This window comes from Leucogemmata humicola (assembly GCF_055379415.1).
On sequence record NZ_AP040875.1, the window covers coordinates 1622011 to 1647953 of the forward strand.

Annotated in this window: 16 protein-coding genes; 8 read left to right on the forward strand and 8 right to left on the reverse strand. The window is 62.6% G+C overall.

The features are described from left to right. The first annotated feature begins 115 nt into the window (after positions 1–115). Together AC6H4Z_RS06665 and AC6H4Z_RS06670 are read left to right on the forward strand one after the other, a co-directional pair. Positions 116–2377 carry a carbohydrate binding family 9 domain-containing protein gene (locus AC6H4Z_RS06665; protein WP_497545964.1) on the forward strand — a complete coding sequence of 754 codons (2262 nt, stop codon included), beginning with the start codon at positions 116–118 and terminating at the stop codon, positions 2375–2377. A 62-nt stretch (positions 2378–2439) separates the two neighbouring features. Continuing rightward, positions 2440–4797 (forward strand): carbohydrate binding family 9 domain-containing protein, encoded by a 2358-nt coding sequence (locus AC6H4Z_RS06670; protein WP_497545965.1) that lies wholly within the window; start codon positions 2440–2442, stop codon positions 4795–4797. A gap of 188 nt (positions 4798–4985) precedes the next feature. Here the strand turns inward: AC6H4Z_RS06670 and AC6H4Z_RS06675 are convergent, their stop codons facing one another. Further along, positions 4986–7073: a prolyl oligopeptidase family serine peptidase gene (locus tag AC6H4Z_RS06675; RefSeq protein ID WP_497545966.1), complete on the reverse strand. Its 2088-nt coding sequence runs from the start codon at positions 7071–7073 to the stop codon at positions 4986–4988. 106 nt (positions 7074–7179) lie between these two features. On the opposite strand from AC6H4Z_RS06675, the gene AC6H4Z_RS06680 reads away from it, so the two are divergent. Genes AC6H4Z_RS06680 through AC6H4Z_RS06690 form a run of 3 tightly spaced genes read left to right on the forward strand, consistent with a single transcriptional unit; the run spans position 7180 to position 10020 of the window. Continuing rightward, positions 7180–8142, forward strand: coding sequence for a chromosome partitioning protein ParB (locus AC6H4Z_RS06680; RefSeq protein ID WP_497545967.1), 963 nt, complete (start codon positions 7180–7182; stop codon positions 8140–8142). A 5-nt stretch (positions 8143–8147) separates the two neighbouring features. Further along, on the forward strand, positions 8148–9080 hold the full coding sequence (locus tag AC6H4Z_RS06685) for a 1-aminocyclopropane-1-carboxylate deaminase/D-cysteine desulfhydrase (RefSeq protein ID WP_497545968.1): 933 nt from the start codon (positions 8148–8150) through the stop codon (positions 9078–9080). Between the two features lie 37 nt (positions 9081–9117). Continuing rightward, the gene (locus AC6H4Z_RS06690) at positions 9118–10020 is read left to right on the forward strand and encodes an esterase/lipase family protein (protein ID WP_497545969.1); all 903 of its coding nucleotides are present in this window, start codon (positions 9118–9120) and stop codon (positions 10018–10020) included. Here the strand turns inward: AC6H4Z_RS06690 and AC6H4Z_RS06695 are convergent, their stop codons facing one another. After that, entirely contained in the window at positions 10021–10635 is a 615-nt protein-coding gene (locus AC6H4Z_RS06695) for a DinB family protein (protein ID WP_497545970.1), read from the reverse strand. A gap of 152 nt (positions 10636–10787) precedes the next feature. On the opposite strand from AC6H4Z_RS06695, the gene AC6H4Z_RS06700 reads away from it, so the two are divergent. Continuing rightward, complete coding sequence (locus tag AC6H4Z_RS06700) at positions 10788–11399, forward strand: hypothetical protein (RefSeq protein ID WP_497545971.1); 612 nt, start codon at positions 10788–10790, stop codon at positions 11397–11399. Positions 11400–11418: 19 nt separating this feature from the next. On the opposite strand, the gene AC6H4Z_RS06705 is transcribed toward AC6H4Z_RS06700, so the two are convergent. Together AC6H4Z_RS06705 and AC6H4Z_RS06710 are read right to left on the reverse strand one after the other, a co-directional pair. Beyond that, on the reverse strand, positions 11419–12444 hold the full coding sequence (locus tag AC6H4Z_RS06705; protein WP_497545972.1) for a hypothetical protein: 1026 nt from the start codon (positions 12442–12444) through the stop codon (positions 11419–11421). Positions 12445–12501: 57 nt separating this feature from the next. Continuing rightward, on the reverse strand, positions 12502–13521 hold the full coding sequence (locus AC6H4Z_RS06710) for a hypothetical protein (protein ID WP_497545973.1): 1020 nt from the start codon (positions 13519–13521) through the stop codon (positions 12502–12504). 244 nt (positions 13522–13765) lie between these two features. Between AC6H4Z_RS06710 and AC6H4Z_RS06715 the strand changes: the two genes are divergently transcribed. Together AC6H4Z_RS06715 and AC6H4Z_RS06720 are read left to right on the forward strand one after the other, a co-directional pair. Next, a complete protein-coding gene (locus tag AC6H4Z_RS06715) occupies positions 13766–15376 on the forward strand; it encodes an alkaline phosphatase family protein (RefSeq protein ID WP_497545974.1) in 1611 nt (536 codons plus the stop codon). Positions 15377–15563: 187 nt separating this feature from the next. Beyond that, entirely contained in the window at positions 15564–18311 is a 2748-nt protein-coding gene (locus AC6H4Z_RS06720) for a TonB-dependent receptor (protein ID WP_497545975.1), read from the forward strand. A 208-nt stretch (positions 18312–18519) separates the two neighbouring features. Here the strand turns inward: AC6H4Z_RS06720 and AC6H4Z_RS06725 are convergent, their stop codons facing one another. The 4 genes from AC6H4Z_RS06725 to AC6H4Z_RS06740 all read right to left on the reverse strand — a co-directional run bounded on the left by AC6H4Z_RS06725 (position 18520) and on the right by AC6H4Z_RS06740 (position 25665). Beyond that, complete coding sequence (locus tag AC6H4Z_RS06725) at positions 18520–19911, reverse strand: APC family permease (protein ID WP_497545976.1); 1392 nt, start codon at positions 19909–19911, stop codon at positions 18520–18522. Positions 19912–19998: 87 nt separating this feature from the next. After that, positions 19999–20436: a carboxypeptidase-like regulatory domain-containing protein gene (locus AC6H4Z_RS06730; RefSeq protein ID WP_497545977.1), complete on the reverse strand. Its 438-nt coding sequence runs from the start codon at positions 20434–20436 to the stop codon at positions 19999–20001. Between the two features lie 129 nt (positions 20437–20565). Then, positions 20566–21870, reverse strand: coding sequence for a hypothetical protein (locus AC6H4Z_RS06735; protein ID WP_497545978.1), 1305 nt, complete (start codon positions 21868–21870; stop codon positions 20566–20568). 39 nt (positions 21871–21909) lie between these two features. Then, positions 21910–25665 (reverse strand): TonB-dependent receptor, encoded by a 3756-nt coding sequence (locus AC6H4Z_RS06740; RefSeq protein WP_497545979.1) that lies wholly within the window; start codon positions 25663–25665, stop codon positions 21910–21912. Between the last annotated feature and the right edge of the window lie 278 nt (positions 25666–25943).

Sequence of the window (25943 nt, forward strand, 5' to 3'; positions counted from 1 at the left end):
TGTGATGGTTTCCTGCCTTGTTCTTGTTGCGTCGAGCGTGTTGTGTCTTCCGCCCCGCTCGACAACGCCGCCCCCTCCGGCTGCGACATATGTTGGACGCGAAAATCAGCTTCAGGTGCGCATCCCGCGCCTGGAAGGTGAAGCCGCCCTCGACGACATCGACGGCTCGCTCAACGAGCCCGCGTGGTCGCAGGCCGCCGTCCTGACCGGTTTCTCGCAATTCTCTCCAGCGGACGGCATTCCGGCGGCGGACTCAACGCAGGTGCTGCTCTGGTACTCGCCGACCGCGCTGCACGTCGGCATTCGGGCATTCGAAGCGCATGGCGCAGTGCACGCGACGCTGGCCGACCGCGACAAGATCACGTCCGACGACAATGTGCAGTTGCTCATCGGCACGTTCAACGATCGGCGACAGGCGTATCTCTTCGCCGTGAATCCATTCGGCGTGCAAATGGACGGCACGATCGTCGAAGCCGGCGCGCGAACCTCCGGCGGATTCGCGCCGACGTTCTCGGGGCGGACCGCGCCGGATCTCAACCAGGACTTCGTATTTCAGTCGAAGGGCCGACTGACCGAGTACGGCTACGAAGTCGAAATGCGCATTCCGTTCAAGAGCCTCAAGTACAAATCGACCGAGGCGCAGGCGTGGGACTTCAACGTTGTGCGCCAGGTGCAGCACTCCGGCTACGAAGACAGTTGGGCGCCGGCGAAGCGGTCCGCGTCATCGTTCCTCGCGCAGTCAGGCACGATCGAAGGGCTGCGCGGGTTGAATCGCGGCCTCGTGCTCGATCTCAATCCGGTCGTCACGCGCAAGGCGACCGGGGCGCCGTCGCCGAATGGCTGGGGCTACACGCATCCGACGCCGCAGTTCGGTGGCACCGCGCGATGGGGCATCAGCAACAATCTCACGCTCACCGGCACGGTGCATCCGGACTTCGCGGAAGTGGAGTCGGATGCGGGTCAGATCGTGCTCGATCCGCGCCGCGCGCTGCGGTTTGCTGAGAAGCGACCATTCTTTCTCGACGGACTCGAGCAGTTCACAGTACCAAACAGCCTGATCTACACGCGCCGCATCGCGAACCCGGACGAAGCATTCAAGCTCACGGGCAAGTCGGGGAGCACGACGCTTGGGCTTCTGTCGGCGCGCGACGACCCGTCGCTGTCGCCGACCGGGCACGACGGCATCTACTACAACATCCTTCGCACGCAGACTGACATCGGCGGCACGTCGCGCATTGGAACGGCATACACCGATCGAATCGCGGGCGACGACTACAACCGCGTTGCCGACGTCGATGGCCGCATGCTGTTCGGCAAGCTCTATACGGGCACGTTCCAGTACGCGCGCAGTTTCGATCGGACGGGCGGGCAGTTTCGTGCGGCGCCACTCTGGGATGCGGCGCTCAACCGGAACGGTCGCGAGTTCGGCTTTCGCTATTCGCTCAACGGCATCGACGACAACTTCCGCGCGCCTTCGGGATTCATCACACGCGGTGCCATCGCGCACGGCGCGATCGATCACCGGGGCACCTGGTTCAACAAGCGCGGGAGTCTCTTCGAGACTGTCACCGGCGACGTGCTGTACGACGACATTTGGGAGTACTCGCACTTTGTTCGGCGCGGTGACGCGCAGGACAAGAAGTTTCACGTCACGCTGACGTCGAGCATGCGTGGAGGCTGGGGATTGCTCGCCGCCGTGTACTGGGAATCGTTCGGCTGGGACAAGACGCTGTTCGCGAACTACACGATGGAGCGAACGGTCGGCACGAAGGTCGACACTGTTCCGTTCACTGGTGTGGGGCGAATTCCGAATCGCGACTACGTCGCAACGTTGACGACGCCCCAGTGGTCGAGGTTCAGCGCGGCGCTGACGTACATCGGCGGGCAGGACGAGAACTTCTTCGAGTGGGCGCAGGCCGATATTCACTATCTGTCGGCGACGCTGAATCTGCGGCCGACCGATCAACTGCGTGTCGCCGCCACGTACGTCTACCAGGACTATTTGCGGCGGACCGATCACTCGCTCGTCGGGCGCAACGCGATTCCACGTGTGAAGACCGAGTATCAGTTCACGCGATCGATCTTCCTGCGTGTCGTCGGCGAATACGACCTCACCGAGCAAGACGATCTCCGCGATGAGACGCGCACGTTCTACCCGTTGCTCATCAACGGCAAGAAAGCGCTCGCAACGAGGAACGCGCAGCTCCACGGCGATTGGCTCTTCTCGTATCAGCCGAGTCCGGGAACCGTGCTGTTTCTTGGGTATGGAAGCCAGGCGAATGCGACGGCGAATCCACTCGACCGTTTCAACTTTCAGCCATTCGTCCGCGCGTCGGACTACTTCTTCGTGAAGTACAGCTATCTGCTTCGGATGTAGCGGTTGTCACGGCGAGCGACGCAAGGATCTGCGTTCTCGCCTCTTTCCTAACAACATCGGCCATGCCTTGCCCACCCCTCGTCGGCCTTTTCGTCGCGCTCTGTAGCGCCGCGCATCCCGCGCCAGGCGCGACCTATATCGGTCGTGAAAACCAATTGCAGGTGCGCATTCCACGTATCGAAGGTGAAGCCGCCCTCGCAGACATCGACGGCTCGCTGAATGAGCCCGCATGGGCGCAGGCTGCCGTTCTCACCGGGTTTTCGCAATTCGCCCCGCTCGACGGCATTCCTGCCGCCGATTCCACGCAGGTCCTCATCTGGTATTCGCCGACGGCCATGTACGTCGGTGTTCGCGCGTTCGAGGCGCACGGTGCCGTTCACGCATCGCTCGCCGATCGCGACAAGATCAGCGCCGACGACAATGTGCAGATACTACTCGGCACTTTTCACGATCGCCGGCAGGCGTATGTGTTTGCCGTCAATCCATTCGGTGTCCAGATGGACGGAACCATCGTCGAGGCTGGTACGGCGACGGGCGGATGGACCCCGACGCTTTCTGGAAGGACGGCGCCCGATCTGAGTCAGGATTTCGTGTACTCGTCCAAGGGACGTCTGACGGAATACGGCTACGAGATCGAGATGCGCATCCCGTTCAAGAGTCTCAAATACCAGTCTGTTGATGTCCAGAGTTGGGATCTCAACGTCATCCGGCAGGTTCAGCACTCCGGCTACGAGGATTCGTGGGCTCCGGCGCGCCGCTCGAATGCCTCGTTCCTTGGACAGGCGGGGACGCTCGACGGACTGGCCGGATTCGATCGCGGTCTCGTGCTCGACCTGAATCCAGTCGTGACGCGCAAAGCGACCGGCGCGCCGGGCGTCAATGGCTGGGGATACACGCATCCGCGCCCGCAGGTCGGCGGCAACGTGCGTTGGGGAATGACGAACAACGTCACGCTCAACGGCACTGTGAATCCTGATTTCGCCGAAGTCGAGTCCGACGCCGGCCAGTTCGTGATCGATCCTCGGCAATCGCTCTTTTTCCCGGAGAAGCGGCCGTTCTTTCTCGAGGGACTCGAGCAGTTCAACGTGCCGCACAACCTGATCTATACGCGGCGTGTGGCGAAGCCGGACGGCGCGCTCAAGCTGACGGGCAAGGTCGCCGGTACGAGCATCGGATTTCTGTCGGCGAGCGACGACCAGTCGCTATCGGCGAACGGCCAGTTCAATACGACCTACAACATCCTGCGCGCGCAGCGCGACGTCGGTGGCGCGTCGCGAATCGGTGTGGCGTACACCGATCGCATCGTTGGCGGCGACTACAATCGCGTGGCCGACGTCGACGGACGCATTCTCTTTGGTGGCGTGTACTCCGGTTCGTTTCAGTACGCGCAGAGCTACGACAAGACCAAGGGGGCGGTGACCAACGCGCCGCTGTGGGAAGGAATTCTGGCGCGCAATGGAAAGCGTTTCGGTTTCCGCTACACCATGACCGGCATCGACGAGAAATTCCGCACGCTGACCGGGTTCATCTCGCGTCCTGGCATCGCGCACGGCGCGCTCGATCACCGCGCAACGTGGTTCAACGAGCGTGGCAATCTGCTCGAGACGCTGACGGGCGACATTCTGTTCGACGACACGTGGCAGTACTCGCACCTGATGCGCGGCGGCGACGCTCAGGACAAGAAGTTCCACCTCAGCACCAGCGCCGGTTTGCGCGGCGGATGGACGCTCGGCGCCGGCGTGTACTGGGAGACGTTCGGCTGGGATCAGCAGCTGTTCCGCAACTATCAGATCGAGCGAACGATCGGCACCAAGGTCGATACGGTTCCGTTCACCGGCGTTGGGCGTATTCCCAATCGCGACTACGTGCTGAATTTCGCGACCCCGCAGTGGGCGCAGTTCGATGCGTCGATGCTGTACGTCTTTGGCCAGGACGAGAACTTCTTCGAGTGGGCGCAGGCGAACATCAACTACATCTCGCTGACGACCAACTTCCGCCCGACCGATCATCTTCGCATCAACGGCACGCTGAGCTACCAGGACTACTGGCGTCGTACGGACCATAGCCTCGCCGGTCGCAACGCGATCCCGCGCGTGAAGGTGGAATACCAGTTCACGCGATCGATCTTCCTGCGCGCCGTAGGGGAATATGATCTGTCGGAGCACGATGACCTGCGCGACGAGACGCGCACGTTCTTTCCGTTGATCATCAGTGGTCAGAAGGCACTCGCGACGCGCAGCGCGCAGTTCCACGCAGACTGGCTGTTCTCGTACCAGCCGAATCCGGGAACGGTGCTGTTCCTGGGGTATGGCAGCCTTGCCAACGCCAATCCGAATCCGCTCGAGCGGTTCAACTATCAACCGCTGATTCGCGCGTCGGACTACTTCTTCGTGAAGTACAGCTACCTGTTCCGGATGTAGCTAGAGCCTGAGAAATTTGGGTAGTTCGGTCGACCAGTCGTTTCAGGGCGAAGCAGTTCTCTGCGACCTCTGCGACCTCTGCGGTTCAACTCATTTCGTTTTGAACGCAGAGGTCGCAGAGGTCGCAGAGGAAAACCAGATCGCGGGCCAAGGAATTCGGTACGACAGATGGCGTCGAGCGATTTCGACTAGCGCCAATCCGGCGCCACGGCGTCCTTCCTCCCATCCAGATACTTGTCGAACCAGTATAGCTGCCAATTCATGCTTTCCACGAGGTGCTTCGGCTCGCCCGTTCTCGTGAGATTGTGATTCTCGCGCGGAAAGAACACGATCTCGGCGGTCTTTCCAAAATGCTTGAGCGCGCGGAACCACTGTTCGCCCTGCTCGATCGGCACACGGAAATCGTTGTCCGAATGCAGAATCAGAATTGGCGTTTTGACGTTTTGTACGTACTTGAGCGGTGACCGATCCCAGTACAGGTCGTGCTTCACGAAAATGTCGCCGTTGAAGTCGTCCTTGTGGCCGTACGCGCCGTCTCGCGTGCCGTCGTCGCTGATGAAGTTCGAGATGCTGCGTAGCGTGACCGCCGCCTTGAAACGCGACGTGTGGCCGACGATCCAATTCGTCATGTATCCGCCGTAGCTGCCGCCCGTGACACCCATACGCGTCGTGTCGATCCATGAATTCGCCGCTATGGCTGCGTTGACTCCGTTCATGATGTCGACGTAGTCCTTGGCGCCCCAGTTCAGCTCGATGCCGCGTGCGAACTTGCGACCGTAACCTGTAGAGCCGCGTGGGTTCGTGAAGAACACCGCCCAGCCTCGCGCCGCGTATACCTGGAACTCCTGATACCAGTCGACGCCGTACTGGCCGGCAGGTCCGCCGTGAATGCTGAGGATCATCGGATATTTCTTGCCGGCCTGCCAACCCACGGGCTTCACGAGAAAGCCGTCGACGTTCCAGCCATCCGCGCCCTTGAACGTCATGCGCTCAACCGGTGGCAGTGTGAGCTGCGAGAGTACTGCCGCGTTGTGATTCGAGAGCTTCTTCTCACCCTTCGCGTCGAGCGACGCTGCATACACATCGTCGAGGTGCGTGAAGTCGTTGACGAGATACACCATGCCGCGTCCATTCGCCGCGATGCTCGGCGAGCGGACGGCGCGCGATCCACTCGTCACCTGCGTCAGCCGATGCGCTGAGGGCTCGATCTTGAAGACCTGGAATTCGCCCTTCACGCCAGTGTCGAAGTACAGGGCACCATCGCTGGCCCACTGCAGATCCGTGGGGCCGAGGTCGAGGCTGGGGACCGGTGCGGTTGCGGCGCCGCCGGTCGCCGGCGCAATGACGAGCTGAGGTGGCGCTTCTTCAGCGGCGGCGGTGATGAAGGCGAGCGATGCACCGTCGGGCGACCAACGCGGCTGATTGTCCGGTCCGGACGCCGATGAGACTTTCGTGATGCAGTTGTCGGTCTGTCCGGACGAGGCCTGCTGCGACGCACAGCCATTGGCAGGAATCGTCCAGACATCGGTGTTGCGACCGCCGTCGAACTCCTTGCCAGTGCGGTCGGAGACGAACGCGATGCGTGCGCCGTTCGGCGACCACTGCGGGTCAGTGTCATTCCACGCGTCGCCAAACGTGATCTGTTTCGCATCACCGCTCGCCAGATCGACCATCCACAGGTGCGATCGCTTGTCGTCGTACCAGCCGGTGTCGTTGAACTTGTACGAAGACTGTGTGTAGTGGCGCACATCGCTGCGCTCCTTACCCGCCGGCCACTTGTCGCTCGGCCCGGTTCTGCTGAGACACACCGCCGCGCCGCCCTTGGGTGAGATTGTGCAGTTCGACACGCCGTTCATCACACTCGTGACCTTCTTCGGCGCTCCTCCGCTCGTAGCAACTAGCCAGAGCTGGGCACGCGGAGTCACTCGAGGATTCGCCGTGGTGTCGCCCGTACCGTGCGAAGACACGAATGCCACGGTCCCATCTGGCGCCCAGCGTGGTGCGCTCGGCGACCACGACTCGTCGACGATCACCTTGGCGGGCGTGCTGCCGTCGGTCGGCGCGATCCAGATCGACGGCACGCGACGATTCTGCGCGCGATCGACGCGTGAGACCACGTACACGACGTGCGACCCATCTGGCGAGATCCGTGGATCGGACACGAGCTCGAACGAGAAGTAATCCTCGGCCGTCATGCCGCGCTTTGTAGGCACTGACTGCGCAAAGAGCGGGACAGCGGAGACGGCGAATAGCACCGCCAGTTTGGAGAATCGCATTGTCGTGGTTTTTGGGGTGGACGACTTCGCTCTTACGCTGGCCGCAAGCGGCGCCAAGACGGTATCATTGGGGTCTCCCGCGCAGGCAACCTCCGGCGGATCGAATATGGCCACCGCGCCGAAAAAGAAGAAGAAGACCAAGCCGTCCGCTCCAGCGGCATCGCGTGGATTGGACGCGAAGCGACTCGCGAGTGCCGCGCCGCCTGCGGCCGTCGAAGCGCTCTCCCGCAGCATCGTCGCCGACGGCGGCTCTGTGCTCGCGGCGTATCGCGACCCGCTCGGCGGACACTGGCAGCTCCTCGCCGGGCTGCCGATCGATCACGTAGAACCGACTCCCTATCAGCGCGACCTCTCCGAAGCACACGTTGGCAAAGTTGCCAACGCGATCGATAAGCTCGACCGATATCTCGATCCAGTCATTGCGGTGCCGGCCGGCGACGGAAAATACTGGTCGCCGAACGGCTATCACCGACTCGGTGCGATGCGCGAGCTCGGCGCGAAATCGATTGTCGCGCTGGTGGTGCCGGAGCCCGAGGTGGCGCACAGAATCCTGCTGCTCAACACCGAGAAGGCGCACAACCTTCGCGAGCGTGCCTTGGAAGTAGCGCGGCTCGCAGAAGCGCTGGCTGAGCTGGACGACCGCCCAGAGCGCGAGTTCGAAATCGAGTTCGAGGAGGCGGCGCTCGTGACGCTCGGCCTGTGCTACCAGCAGAACGGGCGCTTCTCCGGTGGCGCGTATCATCCAATTCTCAAACGGTGTGACAAGTTCCTCGGATCCAAACTCCCAACGGCGCTCGGTGTTCGACGTGACCGCGCGGCGAAGCTGCTCGAGCTCAATGAAATGGTGAACGAAGCGGTGAAGAGCATGAAATCGCGCGGGCTCGAGAGTCCGTACCTCAAAGCATTCGTCGTGGCGCGAATCAATCCGCTCCGCTTTCAACGCAAACCAACCGCGGACTTCGACGAGACTATCGACAAGATGCTCGCCAGCGCGCGTCGCTTTGACGCAACGAAGGTCAAGGCGGACCAAGTGGCGCGCAGTGGCGGCGCGCCGTCGACTGAGGAATGACCGAAATGCTCGAGCGATCCCGTGTACCGCTATTCAATGGACCGTCTGCGGTCGAGGAAATGTCGCGTCTTCGCGCCGAGCTTGGCGCGGCTCCCAAGCTGCTCATCAAGCGCGACGATTCGATTCCGTTCGGATTTGGCGGCAATAAAGTTAGAAAACTGGAATACGCCCTGGCGCAGGCGCAGGCGTTTGGTGCCGACACTCTGGTTACACTCGGAGGTGTGCAGTCGAATCACGCGCGCGCGACGGCTGCCGCCGCGGCCAAGTTGGGACTCAAGTGCGTGCTGATCGTGAACGGCGCTCCGCCGGAGCGTCCGACCGCGAACGCGCTGCTCGACCGATTGCTGGGCGCTGAGTTCGAATACATCCCGTCGCGGAATGAACGCGCCGAAGCGACGGAGCGCGTGATGGCGCGTTTGCGTGACGAGGGTCGCCGGCCGTTCTTCTTGCCACTCGGCGCGTCAACGCCGGTTGGCGCGTTCGGATTCGTTGCCGCTATTGGCGAGCTCGTCGATCAGGGGATTGTCCCCGACGTGATCGTACACGCGTGTTCGTCAGGCGGGACGCAAGCGGGATTGATCGCTGGCGTCGCACTCTACGGACTGAAAACGCGCGTGATCGGAGTCAGTGCCGACGATCCCGCGGCTGCGATCGGCTCGACTGTGCGGCGAATCATCCGCGGCATCGACGGCCTCGAGAACTTTGACGGGGAAGTCGAGGTCGATGACACCTGGGTCGGCGACGGCTACGGTGTGCCGACAGATGCCTCGATAGAGGCACAAGCGCTCGCCGCGCGGACCGAAGCGCTCTTCGTCGATCACACGTACACCGCCAAAGCGTTCGCGGCATTCCTGTCGTATGTCCGAGCGAAACGCTTCGGTGCGGATCAGACCGTCGTGTTCTGGCACACGGGCGGTCAGGTCGGTCTTTTCGCATAGTGGAACACAGCCGGCGCAGCACCCGTACACTAGAGACATGATGCTGCGCTTCGTTTTCGCTGCCGCTGCGATGCTGGCCTTTGCGGGTCCGCCGCAGGATGATCGCGGTCGTCCGGTCATTCTGATGCTGCATGGCCGCGGCATGGGAGATCGCGACACCGCGGAGCTCCGTAAGATGTGGCTCGACGGTCTGACGAAGGGCGCCAAGCCGTTGACGCGCGCTCCGCTGGTATCCGATCGAGACGTGCGCCTCGTGTGGTACGCTGACGTACTCGATCCACGCTCCGCCGAGTCGTGCGACTACGCGGCGGACGATCCGCGCGCGCGACACGATGCGGCGACGGATCCGAATCTCAAGACCTTCGTGTCTCTCGTTGGCAATGTGCTCGGCGCGCTCACGATGGTCGTGTCGGACACCGAGTCTGCGGTGCAACTGCGCTCACTCGCCGCGGACGCGTCGTTCCTGAGCGACGCGCACAAACGATGCGCGTCGGAGCGACGGCTGTCGAACGCAATCGAGCGCGCGCAGCGCGAAGGCCGGCCGGTCATCCTCGTCGCGCACAGCCTGGGGTCGCTCGTCGCGTACGACTATCTCTCGGCGCGACGCGATACGGCCATCGTGCAACGCCTCGTGAGCCTTGGCTCCATGCTCGGCGCCACGGACCTGCGGCGCTTGCTCATCGGCGGCGACTCCGCCGATGCGTTCGGAATGCCCCGTAGCGTTCACGCCTGGGTGAACGTTCGCAATGAGGGCGATCCGTTGGCCGTGTCGCTGCCCTTTGGCAACGAGATCATCACCACACCGCCGCGCGACGAGATGGACCGCCACGAGATGATCGCGTATCTGCGCAACAGCTTCACCGCTGGTGCGATCCTCGAGGGATGGTGCGCCGCATTTACCGCGGCGCAGCCATCCGGTTGTCGCGAGCTCAAGCCGTAGCTACTTGGTCCAGGGCGGCTTGACGCCGATGGATCGTGAGTAAGCGATGAGTTGTCCGAGGTGTTCGTGCAGGTCGCCCGTCATTCCGAATGCGGCCGCGTCGATCGTCATGCCCCACGGTTTGTACTTGCCAGTGAGCTGTGCTGGATCTGCCGCCTTCAGTTGCGCAGCCAAGTATGCCCACGACTTGTTGAGCTGATCGACCACTTCGGCCTTCGAGGTGATCTTCTCGAGCGCGGGAAGCTTCTCCTTTGGAACGCCGAAGTCAGCGGGCTCTTTGCCGCCGAGCGAGCGCGGGCTGTAGAACCACCATTCCGACGCTACGTGCATGAGCGCTTCCGACACCGAGCGAACGCCGGCGGTGGGGCGCCACGAGTATTTGTCGGCGGGAATCGCGTTCGCGAGCGCGACGATTTTCGTGTGCACCGTGTCGAGATCGGCGAGGTATTCGTTGCGGATGTGCGCCGCGGCTTTCGCGTCGAACACGGGCGCGTCGGCCTTGGCTTGCTGCTGTTGAGCTCGAGCAGCAGCGGGCAGCGCGACGACGCACGCGAACGCGAGCGGCGTGACAGCGCGGACAATGTCGCGCACGCGGTGATTTTCAGAGAGGAACATGGAAGGCTCCGGAGTGAGGGTCGGTGCGTCGCTCGTAATACGCTCGTAGTCGCGGCCGACTTCCAGATGCGGCGATGCATTCAACAAAAACCTGACAACTGTTCGTACGTCTCGGCCCGGATGGCGCACGCCTTGCCCCAGATGACCCTACTATGCCTATCCGCAGACTCCGATTTCGCGCCGCGTTCGCTGTTGCAGCGACGGCGATTGTTCTGATCGCGCCGATTGCGTCGGCTCAATGGCGCGTCGGTTCCGACTCGGCGACGCGTCTCACTCGCCTCGGTCGCGCGATCGGATACGGGACAATTCTCGGTGTCGGTTTCGCCGCGGTAGATCAGTGGCAGAACGATCCGCCAGAGTGGGGAAGGGGTTGGCCAGGCTTCGGTAGGCGTACCGCGTCGAACCTTGGTGAGTTCTACATCCAGGAGACCGCGACTGAAGGACTCGCGCTCGTGATGAATCGGCCGCTCGACTACACGCCGTGCAACTGCCGCGACAACGGCGACCGAATCATCTGGGCCGTGCAAGGTGGCTTTCTCGATCAGCTGCCGAACGGCAAACGCGTCGTTGCGGTTCCGCGCATCGTGGGTGCGTACGTCGGAAGCTTTGCGCAGGCTGCTTGGCGGCCGTCCGGCGGCAACAATCGCTTGACCACGGGCCTCGTGAATGGAACGACGTCACTTGGCATTGGTGCGCTGATCAACATGTACTACGAGTTCAGACACCACGACAAGAGTTCGACGGTGGCCGGCGATCGCAAATAGAGGTTTGTAGAGCTGCAGCCTATCGAGTGCCGGGATCTTCGTTCGCCGTCGCCTTGCGGAGCGACGACGCATCCGGCATCCAGACCTCGAGGCCAAGGCTGGGTAGCGTCTTCGAATGTCCGGCAATCACCTGACGACGATAGTGGGCGTTATCGAAGTCGAACGGCGTACTCTGATCCTCGTCCACCACGAACATCTCGGCATCCGGCATATAGAGTTTCGTGAAGTGGAGCGTTCCGCCGCGGTAGAGCATGTAGTTCTTTACGGCCGGATCGATCGTCTGTCGCGGCGCAGCATCGGCGGAGTCGCCGAGTAGCTGAATGAGCTGGTCGCCGGAGATGTGTGCGCCGGTGAGCGTGCCGCGAATGGCCGGCGGTGGCAGAATCGCCAGCGGGTCGATGATCAGCGAGTTGTGGTCCACCGTCACGCCGTGGGCCTTCGATAGATCCATCATCGATTCGAGACTCAGTCCCAGTGCGCGCATGAGAGCGAGTCCGTCGACGCCGAGGATGCGAACGCGCTTGGCAGCGAGTTCGATGCGGCCGTCGTTCGTCACGGATACCGTCGACGTCATGTCGAACGGAATCCTCACTCCCTTGTGCAGCGTGCCGGTCTGCCGAACGCCGTCGGGCGTGATCTCGATTTTGAGATTCGAGATTGGTGCGCCCGAGTAGTTGAAGACGTACCGGTTCATGAGGTTCGTGAGGTCCGGACCTGTCAGGCCAACCTCTGCGCTCGCGACCTCGGTGACGTAGCTGTTGATGTCGTCGAAATCGATGACGCCACCACGGCCACGCATCTGCCCCGCGAGTCGCCGGATGTGGAGCACGATCCCTTCTGCAATGTGAAAATCCACATTGCGCATCGTGACGTTGGTCGGCTCACCGCTGGTGATGAACGGGACCTGGCGCGGCGCTTCGTGCTGTGATGGAGTATCCTGCGCCGCATTGACGAACGCGGGTCGAACCCGCACGTCGACGCGAAGCCCGGCCAATATCAGGATCCCGGCACCAACGAGCGCGCCGCGCAGCACGGTGATACGCACGAGGCTACTGGATACACGGTGCGTGCCGTGCGCGTGGCGAGCCGAACTGTAACGGCGCTACTGGTACTGGATGTACATGGGCCGCGGCCGCAGCGCGAGCACTTCCTTGGGGCTCAGCAGCGCGTCGCCCTTTCTCGTGTCGTTGTGGAAGAAGAGCTTGAAACCGGTGAATTGCACGGGCTCGTCGACTTCGCACCGTTTATACGTGTCGAACTTGAGCCAGGGCTGCCCCCATCCGTCCATGTTGATCACCACCTGCACCCGCGGGTCGAGTTTTATCTTCGACGCGTTCTGCACCATGTTGACCGTGAAGCGGTGAACCACGAGGACTTTCGGCGGCAGATTGTACTTGGTCACGAGCGCCGCGAGTTGATCGATCGCGTAGTTGATGTCCGCCGCATCCATCGCGCCGATCTTGTCGCCCGGAACGCGCCCCTCGCGGTTGTAGTGCATGTAAAACTCAGGATCCATTCCGAGATGCACGTCGGGGCGCTGCAGGAAGGGAAGTAGCAGCGGCAGCTCAGAGTCGATCGTGCTTTTTCCCGCCTGAATGTCGAGGATCGTCAGCGCGCCGCGCGCGTGAGCGAAGCCGTAGATCTTCTCGATCAGATCGGGGTCGGAGCGTTGCCGATGCATGCCGTCTTTTCCCGGTTGACCCTGCGCCACAGACACGATGAGATGGAGTGCTGGCTGCACCGGCGTAGCCGGGTCCGCTGCCGTCCATTCGCCCACCACCGTGTCGAGCTTTGCGAGCATCTGGTCGTACGGGATCTCGCCGAGGATGCCCATGCGCTTCGACAGCGGATTGCCATAGAACGCCACGATCCGCTTGGCTGGTAGTATTGACTTGGGCAGCGGAGTGGACGCGCGCACTGGCCAACGAGGATTCTTGAGCCCGGCACGGATCGATGCAGCAAGCGAGAAGCTGTCGGCGCGCGTGCGACTCTTGGGCTGCGTTGCCACGACAATCGCCACGGCCGAGTCGGCAGCGAGTTTACTGCGCGCCGCGGAGTCGAGCGTTGGCGGAAGACCCTCGCGCGACGCGGCGAGGTCGAGCGCCGCCGCGGGCGTGCTCACGCTGCCATCCGTTCCCCCTGAGTCGTGCGTCGTCCGCGTGTCCACCACCACCGCTTTCGATTTGGGTGTTTGGCTACAAGCGACCGTCAGAAGGACGTACAGCAGGGCACAGCGTGAGACTCGCATCGATAGTGAGAAGAGCAATGGACGCGCCGAGGGTGGAATCCGGGACGGGCGGCGTCCCGTGACCGTTTCGTGACAGGACGCCGCTGGAGGCGTGCAGGATACGGCGTACTCTGCCACTATGAAAATTGCATACCTTCCGGCGCTACTGCTCGCCATTGGCGCGGCGGCGCCGCTCAGCGCTCAGGCGGCCGCTCCGTCCACTCGGCCAGCACTCGTGGTCCTCGTTGCGATCGACCAGTTCCGAGGGGACTATCTCGACCGATTCGGATCGCAGTTGAACGGTGGGCTCGCTCGCTTTCACACCCGCTCGGCGTTTTTTCCGCATTCGTGGCAGGACCACGCGATGACGGAAACCGCGCCGGGCCATTCGACGATGCTGTCCGGCCGCGAGCCCGTGCACACCGAGATCATCTCGAACAATCGCGGCGTGCCCGACGTGAGTTCGCCGCTGATCGGGTCGAATTCGACGGGCGCGTCGCCAAAGCGATTCATGGGCACGGCACTGTTCGACTGGATGATCGCCCGCGACTCGAGCGTTCGCGTGCTCTCCGTGTCGCGCAAGGATCGCGGGGCAATTCTGCCAGTCGGTCGCGCCAAGGGCGACGTCTACTGGTTCGTCGACGGACGATTCACGACGAGTCGGTACTATCGCGACACGCTGCCGACGTGGGTCAAGAGTTTCGACGATTCGATTCACCTCGAGCGACTCGCCAACACGAGTTGGGATCTGCTGCTCCCGGCGAACCAGTATCCTGAACCGGACTCTGTGTTCGTCGAGAACGACGGGCAGGATTTCACGTTTCCTCACAAACTTCCCGACGCCGAAGGCCTCAAGTCGCGACTCGAGAAGTATCCGTGGATGGATTCCGTCACGTTGGCATTCGCCCTCGACGGTGTTCGCGCACTGCACCTCGGCCGACGCGGTCCTATGCCGGCCGGCGCGATGCCGGATCTGCTTTCGATTTCATTGTCGACCACGGATGCGGTTGGTCATGCATACGGGCCTGATTCACGCGAGATCCACGACCAAGTGCTGCGCGTCGACCGCTGGCTTGGCGCGTTCTTCGACCAACTACAGCGTGAAGTCGGCACCGATCGCATCGCGATGGTGTTGACTGCCGACCACGGAATCGCTCCGTTGCCGGAATTGGCCGCGATGAAGACGGGGCGCGGTGGACGAATCTCGCTCGTCGATATCGCCACCTCGATGCAGCGAACGCTCGAGTCGCGCTATCACACCGACTTCGGCATCGAGTTCGACACGGGCCTCTTCTACGCCGACGTCCTGTCGTTGAAGGCACACGGCATCAATGTCGACTCGCTCTCGAATGTGATCATGGCGGCGGCGAAGGGCCGGCGCGGCGTGCGCATTGGCTTCACGCCGAAGACGATCGGCGCGTCGAGTGACAGCGGCGCGGTTCGATGGAAGCGAACGCTTGCGCCGGCCCAGGGCTGGCTAGCTGCATTCGTCGCCGAGCCAGACTACGTGTGGTCTGCGGGCAAAACGACGGCCGAGCATGCGACGCCGAATGCACTGAGCCGTTTGGTGCCGATCGCGTTCACCGGACCGGGATTCGTGGTTGGTCGGTACGAGCGACTCGCGCGCACCGTCGACATCGCGCCAACGCTCGCGGCGTACCTCGGCATCACGCCGTCCGAGCAGCTCGACGGCAAGGCGCTCGACGAAGCCATCACCGTGAAGCGCAAGGCGGCAGACCAGAAGCGTTGACGATTTCGTGATGTGCCAAACGCGCGCGCCGCAATACAAACACGTCGCGCGCGTTACCGAGCTGTGGCATTCGTGATACCGGATCGCCTGACAGCTGCGTGTAAGGTTCGCGGTCGCATCGACAAGGATGCGACCGCGTTTTCATTTGCGCCCCGCCTACACCACTCCCCGCTGGCAGGTATCAACTATGTCGGTTCTTCGAAGGACGATCACGGCAGCCATTGCCGCCATCGTTCTCCCCATCGCGCTCACGGCCCAAACCGGGACCGGCGCGATCGTTGGACAGATCACCGGAAGCGACCACCGTGCGCTCGCCTCAGCCGCCGTCTGGATCGACGGCACGGCGATTCTGTCAACGACGAACGACGACGGCCGGTATCGGCTGCAGCGCGTTCCCGCAGGCCGCCACACGCTCATTGCGCGCTTCATCGGCTATGAAGTGACGCGTCGTGACATTACGGTCATCGCCGACAGCACGCTCGACCAGGACATTGCGCTCGGTCAGGTCGCACGCACGCTCGGCGTCGTGACAATCGAAGGCCAGCGCGATGCACAGGCTCGCGCGTTGACGCGCCAGCAGAACTCGGACGTCGTATCGAATGTCGTATCATCCGACGCCATCGGTCGTACGCCGGACGTGACGTCCGCCGAAGCGCTTCAGCGCCTCCCCGGTGTGTCTGTGCAGCGCGATCAAGGCGAAGGACGCTTTTTCCAGGTGCGCGGTACGCCGCCGGAATTCAGCAGCGTGAGCATGAACGGCATTCGGTTACCGGCGCCCGATCGTTCGACGCGCGCCGTTGCACTCGATGCGGTCATGCCTGACGCGCTCGCGACCATCGTGTTGAGCAAGACGCTCACGCCCGACATGGACGCCGATGCGATCGGTGGCGCGGTCAATCTCGTGACGAAGGCTGCGGAAGAGGGTCGTGTCACGCAGAACATCACCATTGGACAGGGCTACGATCCACTCGCGAAGGGCGCCATCGGCAACTACGCCGCCACGTACGGACGTCGCTTCGGACCCGATCAACAGCTCGGCCTTATTCTCGGTGGAGCGTTCCAGCAGACGCACCGCGGCTCGAACGATTTGGAAGAAGACTGGGCGCCGACGAAAGTCGGTTCGACGACGATCAACGCGCCGATCAACATCGAGCCGCGCGACTATCTCCTCACGCGCACGCGTCAGACGTACTTCGGAACGTTCGACTACGCGCCGAACTCGACGACGAATTTTTCGCTGCGAGCGAACCTCAACAACTTCAGCGATCAGGAAAACCGGTGGCGTACGCGCTACCGTCCGGGCACGTTCCAGACGGGAGACTCGGCCACGGCGTCGCGCGTCGAGCGCACGCTGCGATATCGCCGCCTCGACGACTACTTCCAGACCTATACACTGAAGGGCGAGCACACGGCGCAGAAGTACACGATCGACGGCACGGCTGGTTGGTCGCGCGCCCGCGAGACGAATCCATTCCGTGAAGAGGTCACCTTCCGTCAGAGCAGCACGACGATCCAGTACAACGTGCACGACCCGTACAATCCGTTGGTATCGCTGAGCAAGGGAAATCTCGACCAGGCGAATCTCTATTCGTTCACCGGGCTAACGCAGAATTTCCGCGACGGCACTGATCGCGATCTCAATGGCCGACTGAATCTCAGCGTTCCGTTCAACTCGGGTTCGTGGGCTGGCTCCTTCCAGGTTGGCGCGGCGTATCGCGGCAAGTTGAAGAACTCGACGGAATCCGACATCGTGACGACCAAGTTCCCTGGGACGATCACGCTGGATTCTGTGATGGGTACGCGGACCAACACCGACTATCGCTTCGGGTCGAACTACTTCGCACACTCGAACGTGGATCAGCAGTTGCTCGACGCCCTCATCGCGCGCTACTCGTCATCGCGCACGATCGACACGGCCGCCGCGCACCTGACGCGCGATCCGAACGTCTTTCGCGCCACGGAGAACGTTTCCGCTGGCTATGCGATGCTGACGCTCGACCAGGGAAATCTGCGCCTCATTCCCGGCGTGCGTTTCGAGCAGACGAACCTCACGTCGAACGGCTTCATCGTCAACACGAAGAACGGCGTCTGGACGGGCTCCACGCCGGCGTCGACGAGCAACGACTACACGAACGTTCTTCCGAGCCTCAACGCGCGGTATCGCCTCGATGCGCAGACGAATATTCGTGCGGCGGTGACGCGCTCGATCACGCGTCCGATCTACGACAACATCCGCGACTACGCGCAGCCCGATTTGCAGTCGCTGACCGTTGCCCTCGGCAACCCGACGTTGCACGCGGCGCTGGCCACGAACTACGACGTGATGGCTGAGCGGTTCTTCCAGGGTATCGGTGTCATCGAGGTCGGCTACTTCCAGAAGGACATCACCGATTTCATCGCGCCGATTCAGTACACGGCAACGACTGGCACCTACAGCGGCTACATCGTCACGCAGCCGCAGCAGGGTGGAAACGCAACGATCCGTGGCGTGGAGTTGAACTGGCAGCAACAGTTCACGTTCCTGCCTGGCTTTCTGTCGGGGTTTGGTCTGAACACGAACTACACCATCACGAAGTCCACGGCACACGTGCCGAACCAGAATCGCACGGCGGATTTCGTCGGCCTCGTGCCGCGCACCGGCAACGTCGCGGTGTTCTACGAGTCCGGCCGCATCCAGACGCGTCTCGCCTGGAACTTTAAGGCGAACTTCCTCGATACGTATGGCACCGACGCCACGACGGATCTCTTTACCAAGGAAGCGAACGAGCTGGATTTCACGGCGAACGTGAAGCTGCTCCGCGGAGCGCGCCTGTTCTTCGACGCGATCAATCTCACGAACCAGCCGCTCGATCGGTACAAGGGCAACATCAACCAGCCGATTCAGCAGGAGTACTATCGCCCGTGGTTCACGACGGGCATTCGCTGGGAGCCGTAAGAAGCTCGATTTGGATCGAGCAATCTCGACGGCTTGGAAAGCATAGTTCGAACAAGTAGGACACGAATTGCACGAATGAAACGAATCCAACCGATGGCATGACTGGCCGCGTTGCCGCCAGCTCGCCCTCGGTTGGATTCGTTTTTCAAATCGTGCAAGTCGTGTTCAAGAAGGTCCCGCTGTCCAGACGGAACCCGCCAACAAGGCGCTACGGCGTGGGCACCGCGCGCGCCTGCTGTTTGCCGCTCCCTTCCTCGCGCTTCCGTCCGACGGTCAAGTAGTAAACTGGAATGCCGAGGATGATGATCCCGAAGATCGCCAGCGTCGGCCAACGGCTGCTCTCGTCGATCAGCGCGTTAACGAGCAGATACAGCGTGGCGAGCACGAACAGAATCGGCGCAACGGGATAGAGCGGCGCGCGGAAGGGCGGTTTGTACCCGCGCTTGCGGAACACGAAGATCGACGCGACGCCGAGTGCATAGAACGGCAGGATGGCCGTTACGAACGTGTCGGCCAGCTGTTCGAAGGTGCGCAGCAACACGAATACAATGCCGAGTACCGCGGTGAGTCCGATCGCGACGTACGGCGTTTGATACTTCGGGTGCACCGCGGCGACCTTGCGGAACAGCAAGCCGTCGGCGGCCATTGCGAAGAACACGCGCGGGTTCGTGAGAATCGAACCGTTGAGTGTGCCGAGCGTGGAGAGCATGACCGTCAGCGCCACGAGCACGACGCCCGGTTGTCCGATCAGACGTGACGCGACGTCGGCGGCAACGAGCTTCGATTGGCCGATCTCCTGCACGGACATTACGCCGAGGTACGCGACGTTGGCGAGCAAGTAGATCGCGACCACTGCAATCGTGCCGTAGATCAATGCGCGCGGGAGATTGCGCTCAGGATCCTTGACTTCGCCCGAGATGAAGGCGAGGTCGGCCCAGCCATCGTACGCCCATAGCACAGAGACGAGTGCTAGGCCGAACGGTGTGATCGAGAAACTTCCCGAAGGCATTGCCGGCGTGAAGTGCCCGCCGGTTTTCGGTAGCCCAATCGCGATTGCCACGACGACGATAAACAACAGGCCGAAGTATTTCGCGACCGTCGTGATGTTTTGAACGAGGGAGCCCCAACGAACACCAATGCCATTCAGAATCGATATGACGAGGATTGCCAACGCGGCGACGTAGTGCACGTAGCCGTCATACGGCGCGAGGCTTGGATCGAATCCGAGCACGCGTAGCAGGTATTCGGCGAATGTCGTGGCGATCGCACCGACCGCAGCAGCTCGGATGATCGCCAATTCGGCCCAGCCGAACAGAAAGGCGGGCAATCGGCCAAACGCGTTTCGAATGAAGACGTAGATGCCGCCCGTCTGCGGAAACGCGCCAGCGACTTCGGCGAGCGTCAGCGCACCGCACAGCGCGACGATACCGCCGGCAATCCATACGCCGAAGAGCGGGAGCGGGCCGGGGAGTCGTCGCGCGATGCCGGCCGGCGTTCGGAAAATTCCCGATCCGATCGTGATACCAACGACGACCGCGACCGCGCTCCAGAGACCGAGTCGGCGGGGAAGGACGCCTGCGGGAGTGCTCGATTCGCTCATTGATTGGGCGGGATGTGAGACGCGAGACGCTCGACCTGACCGTCCAATATCCCCTACGGCGCGCTCATCGTCCAGCGTTACGACGATTTACGTCATCCGTACAGAGCAGAGCAGCAGTCCCCGGCGGAGCACAGCACGGAGCGTGTCGACACCTGGAGCAACGTCGATTGTGTCTGTCACCTGCTGAAAGTTGACTCTGCGAACCCGGTATCGATATCGGCCAGGGCGTAGCCCGGCGATCGTGAACTGGCCGGCGCTATCGGTCTGCACGGCGACCGAGTCACGGGTCGTGATCGAATTGAGGAGGACGGAGGCTTGCTCGAGCCCGGCGCCTGACGTGCTGTCGGCGGCGTAACCGATCAGTGTTGCGCTGACCATCGACGTCGCCGCGGGCGCAGCTGGAAGGGCGGCTTTGCCCCGCGATGGCAACAGCGCGTACGGTTTCGGGCAATCGCTTTCGACTGCTGCACTTCGATGGCAGGCCGCCAGCGCGGCGATCGCAATCGCACGAATCCAAAATCTCAACGGCTGCACTCCCTGAACGACAACGCGGGATACTGAACTCGAAAGTTCAATATCCCGCGCTGCTCACCTCTCAGGTAGTGTTGCGCACGCCGCACGCCGCACGCCGCACGCCGCACGCCGAACGCGACGTTACGGACGCACGCCCTCGCGTGCCTTCGCGCGCTCGATCCACGCCCCCTTCTCGTCTCGCGCGCTCATGTACACCACACCGCCGCGGCCGAAGCCGATGATCTGACGACCAGCGGGAATCTGCAGGCGATCGACGAGCTCACCCTTCCGATTCACCACGTCGTAGATTGGGCCGGTCACGCCGCCGGTACGAACCGCCGACGTCCGGATCCACAGATTGCCGTCGAGATCTGCACGCGCCGCACCCTGCGTGAACGCGGGACGGTAGTCCGGCAGCTCGCTCGGCGTGATGAATGTCAGCGGCGGAAGCGCGCCAGCCGCCATGCTCGTGCTACGAGCCGGCCCGTCGCCACCCATGCTGAACGACATCACCATTCGCTGCGCACCCTCGGCGGCGGCGGACGGATTCGCCGCCTGTGCTGCGCGCTGACGTTCCATCGTCGCCTTGGCCGAGTCGACCACGGCGATCTTGTCTTCGTCCGACAAACGCTGCCAGTCGAACGGGAGTTTGGCCGTTGGCGCTATGCCGCCTTCTGGACTCACCCAATCGATGTGATAGTCCTGACCACGAAGGATCGCGACCGATCCATCGCCTACGACCGCGAAGTCGTCGACAATCGGCATCGGGTTGATTTCGTTCGTCATCGACACGCGACCGTCGGTCTGCGTGATGCTCATCTTCGTTTTCGGGATCTTGTAGAACCCGACCGTGTCGACCTTTCGCGTTGCGAGATCGACGCGCATGATCGCCGACGAATCTGGGAAGTCAGGCATGGCCATGCCGCCGGGGCCAGCGCCCGGACCACCGCGTCCGCCACCCGCGATGATTCGGCCGATACCGCCGCGATACACGAGGCGTCCCTTTGAATCGAGCGCCGGAGCGCCGAGTGCATTCGAGCCCATCGCCGCGGCATCCTGCGAACGCGGCACGGCGGCCACGCGGGCGATCGCACCCTTCGGATCGATGACGAACATCGACAAGTCGCGCGGATCGATGAACAGCAGCGAGTCACCGAAGAATCCCGTGAGTGCGCCTGCCGACGGTCCGTACGAGTTCGCGCCGCCGCTCACCGAGTCCGCGATGATCGTCGTGGTGCCGAGCGTCGCATCGAACATCACGAGCTGACGCTTCACGACGTCATTCACGACGACGTTCCCATTCGGTAGCTGGCGTGCCGCGGCCGCGTTGCCGAGCACGGGCTTGGAGCTCGCGTCGGGTGCGTTGATGAGACGCACCGGCGGCGTTGGCGATTGCTGCGCGGCGAGTGGCGCGGCGACGAGAAGGAGCGGAAAGAGTTTTCGCATATGAGGAGTGGAATGATGAACGATGGGAAAGTTGCGAGGTCAGGGCGTGCCCGACCGGATGATGATCTGTTGTCCACCGCCGCCGCCGCCCATCATCGGCATCGCCATACCACCGCCGCCGGGGCCCATGATCATGCCAAGACCAGTCCCGGCGCTGCCGGAGCGAACCGACGCGAGATAGCGTCCATCGAGGAAGGGCGTGATGAAGGTCGGGAGTCGGCGCATCTGCTCTGCCGTCAGCAGCGACCGGACCGTCGGAACGACCTTGATCAGCGCGTCGACCGAGATCTCGCGCGCTTCGCGATACCGGCCGTACGCGTCGCCCTGGTCGTAGGTGGTTGGCAGGGCTGCGAGGTATTTAGCGACCGGCGACCACACGGAGTCGAGCTTGATCGAGAACGCGCGATTCAGCACGGCCATGCTGTCTGCCTGTTGCGACGTGAGCTCGAGCGTGTCGGCCTGGCGCAGAATCGCGGCCATCGGGTTCGTGATGCCGATCGGTCCGAAGGCCTTGAGCATCGCTTCAGGTGCCTTTGTTCCGTCGAGTGTGCGACCGCGATCGAGCATCTGCGTCAACGCCTGACGTTCACGCGTTGGGCCGACGTCGAAGCGCAGCATCGTCGTCAGCGTCACCGGCGTGCGCGCGATCGTCTGGCCGACCGCCGTCGCGCCGAAGCGCTGATTGACCTCATAGCGATAGCGCTGCGTCGTCGCGTCAAAGCCGCGGACGAACAGCAGCTGGTTCGACGGGATCGCGTTCTGTCCCCAGCCGTGCATGTTGTTCGGGCCATGCAGCATCATGTCGGCGGCGCCGAGCGGATTCGACAGCTGGAATTGCAGCGTTGCGCGCTGCGGCATGCGAACCTTGATCGGATTGAACGAGAAGTTCACGTTCGCCGTTGTCGTCCACGGACCCTGACAGCTGTTGCGGCCCGCGAGCTGTCCGAGCTGACTCTGGAGACAATCGCGCGCCGAGCCCGATCCGCTGGCGAGTAGCGAGCGCATGCCGTTCGCGAGCGCAGTGTCCGTCGTCGTGGCCGGGTTGAAGATGTACGCGCGATCATTCGAGTAGCCGTCGCCGTTGATGTCGCCGGTGACCGTTGGCGTGTACGGGGTGCCCGTGCGGAACGAGCCGTTCCACCCGATGCGTACCCAGTCGAACGCGTTGTATGTGAGACGGTATTGGAACTGATGGCGCGAGTCGAAACCGGAGCGTCCCCACGCGACGTCGAGCGGGTTGCCAGTCGTGCTCGTGAAGCCGCGATACTGCTCACGCGTCTGCGCGTAGACGTATGACAAGCCCCACGTCACCGTGGAGTTGAACGACGTCGGCGACACGCTGACGGTGAATTGCTTGCTCTCGGACTTCATGTCGGAGCGCAACTCGCTCACGTGCGTGTACGCGTTCGCGACGCGCGCTTCGCTCGATGCGATGGCGCCGGTCGTCGGCACGATGCCCGACGCGCGCGCAAACACCGGACGATTCCCTTCGGCCGTGAGCGCGAACTGCTGAATCGGATTGAAGTTCAGGTCATACGTGCTCGCCTGATTGAGGTTCAGCGAGTACGTCACGTCGGCCGACATCGCGAAGCGATTGCCGAGCGTGTTCCCCGACCAGTTGAGGTTCGACCGCAATGACCGCGGCGCCGTGTAGTTCTTGTCGAACAGGGCGACGTTCGGCGCTGTGCTCGAGAACACCGTGCTCGTCGTTCCGTCAGCGCACTGCGACGGCACCGAGCTGTTGTTGTTCATGTACCCTGCCCAGTCGGGCGACGGCGCGGCAAGTCCGACGCACGCCAACTGCTGCACGCCGCTCGCAAGACCGGTGTTGTCCATCGCCGAACCGATTGCCGCGACGTTCGGCGTATTCTGGAACATGCCGATGCCACCGCGCACCACGGCGCGCGGTCCGCGCAACGCACCCATGAATCCCGGAATCTCCGAGGCCTGTCCGTACATCCAGGAGAAGCCAACGCGCGGACTCGCGTACAGGCGATTCGGCACGTGATCGTTGGCAATACCGAACAGCTGCTCCACCGCCGGGTTCAGTACCGGCTCAGAGTTGAATCGATTGCCGTCGACGCGTACGCCGTATTGAATCTGCAAATCGCTGTTGGGGCGATACGAATCACCGAGCGACAGCGCGCCGACGTACTCGCTTTCGCTGCGCTTCCGTGGCGAGAGCTGTCGCGTGTACACCGACGGAATGCCTGCGTCGAGATCGGCGAGCGAATTGTACGTGAAGCTGCCGAAGCGATTCGTCGTGAGATCCTGCGCATACGAGTCGCGACGGAGTTCGGTCGTGAACTTGATGCGATGCTTGTTGTTCTCGCTGAACCAGGACAGCGCGTTGATGAGCTGTCCGCTCACCTGCGTCACGCTCGTATTGAGCATCGGGTTACCGCCGAACGACACGGTCTGCACGCTCGGCGTGCCATCGGCGAACGTCGAATTCACGCGCACCGAACCACTCGGCTCGTCGAGATATGGCGTTCCGTAGTTGCTGTTGCCGCTCAGGCCGAGCGACGTCTCGCTGAGAATGCCGAAGCCGAAGTAGTTCGTATGGCGACCCTGAACGCCTGCGTTCCACGAGGCGCGATCGCCGCTGTGGGCGGGCATTTCCGTGGGCGACATGGTCACGGCCGTCGAACGATTGAAGCTGCCGTTGAGCGTGACGTTGAACGCCTGGCCGGTCGTGGACGACGGCGGCGTGAAGTCCATGCTCGCGAGCATCAACGCCTGGTCGTTGTACCGGTTGTTCGGCACCGCGCCCACGGTCGACGGAACGTGCAGGCGATTCAGGATCGAGATCAACCGGTTCGCCGAGTCGGACGAAATGCCAGCGGTCTGCAGGCCGAGCGCGTCCGTCGTGAGCAAACTCTGAAGATCACTCTGCCGGCGGCCGAGCTGGTATGAGAGGTTGAAGAACGACTTGTCGGGCTGGATCGGGCCGGCGAATAGGCCGCCCACCGAGAGATTCGCATATTGCTGGTGCAGCGCTTGACCCGCGCGATCGGTCCACTGTGCGGCCGGAGCGTCGATGTTGGCGCTCGTGGTGCGCACGATGTAGTTCGATGCCCGGCCGGTGCGGATGCTGAGCACGCCGCCGCTGAAGTTGCCGCGCGACACATCATACGGCGCCAGAGCGAGCGACGACGATACGTTCGCGTCGCGCGGAATGCTCGAGCCACCGAAGTTCATCCCGTTCAGCGTCGTCGCGTTCTGATCGGCGCCAAGGCCGAGCACCGAGAAGCCGGCCGGCGAGCCATCTGCAGCGGGAATGAGTTGCACCCCGGGCATGGACGCCGCGAGAGCGGCGAGATCGCCGAGCGCGTCGGCAGAGACGTTCGATGTATTCACCGATCGCTCGGTGCCGCCGATGTCATTTCCGTTCGCATCGCGCTGCGGCTTGTCTCGATTCGCCTGGACCTTCACGGCATCGAGCTGCGCTGCCGATTTCGACAGACGCGCATCGGCGACGAGGATGTCCTGATCGCCGGTTCGCTTGATCTCGAAACGCTTACCGGTGAATCCGAGTGCGGCCACGCTCACCATATAGTCGCCTTCATCGCCTGGGAAGGTGATCGTGAAGCGACCGTTCTTATCGGTGCGAGCGTTGCGCGTGATGTTGCCGTTGAGCGACGTAACCGTAATGGTGGCTCGCTCGACGGGCACGCTGTCGGGGCCAGTGATCCGGCCGCGAATGACGTCGCTTTGCGCGTGGAGCGCTATTGGGCGCGAGATGGCCGCAGCAACGATGGCTGCGGTAAGAAAGAGCAGTCGGCGTAGACTCACGAGGCAAGCCGGTGGGTGTGAGACGGAGGAGGCGTCTGGATTGACAACGAGATTGGACCCGGGGGGGCGGAGAAGGGTTTACGCCCGCTTGAAGGGGCGGACTTCCCTTACATCCGGCTTTCATTCGCGTGGGCCGTAGGAGCGCTCGCCGCCGTCATTGGGCCCCAATGTTCACATTGAGGTGGCGAAAGGAGGGAAGGAGTACGCTAACGTGTTGCGCAGTCTCTCCCAATACAAAAAGGCGCGAGCGTAAGCTCGCGCCTTCCGATTCTCTAGCG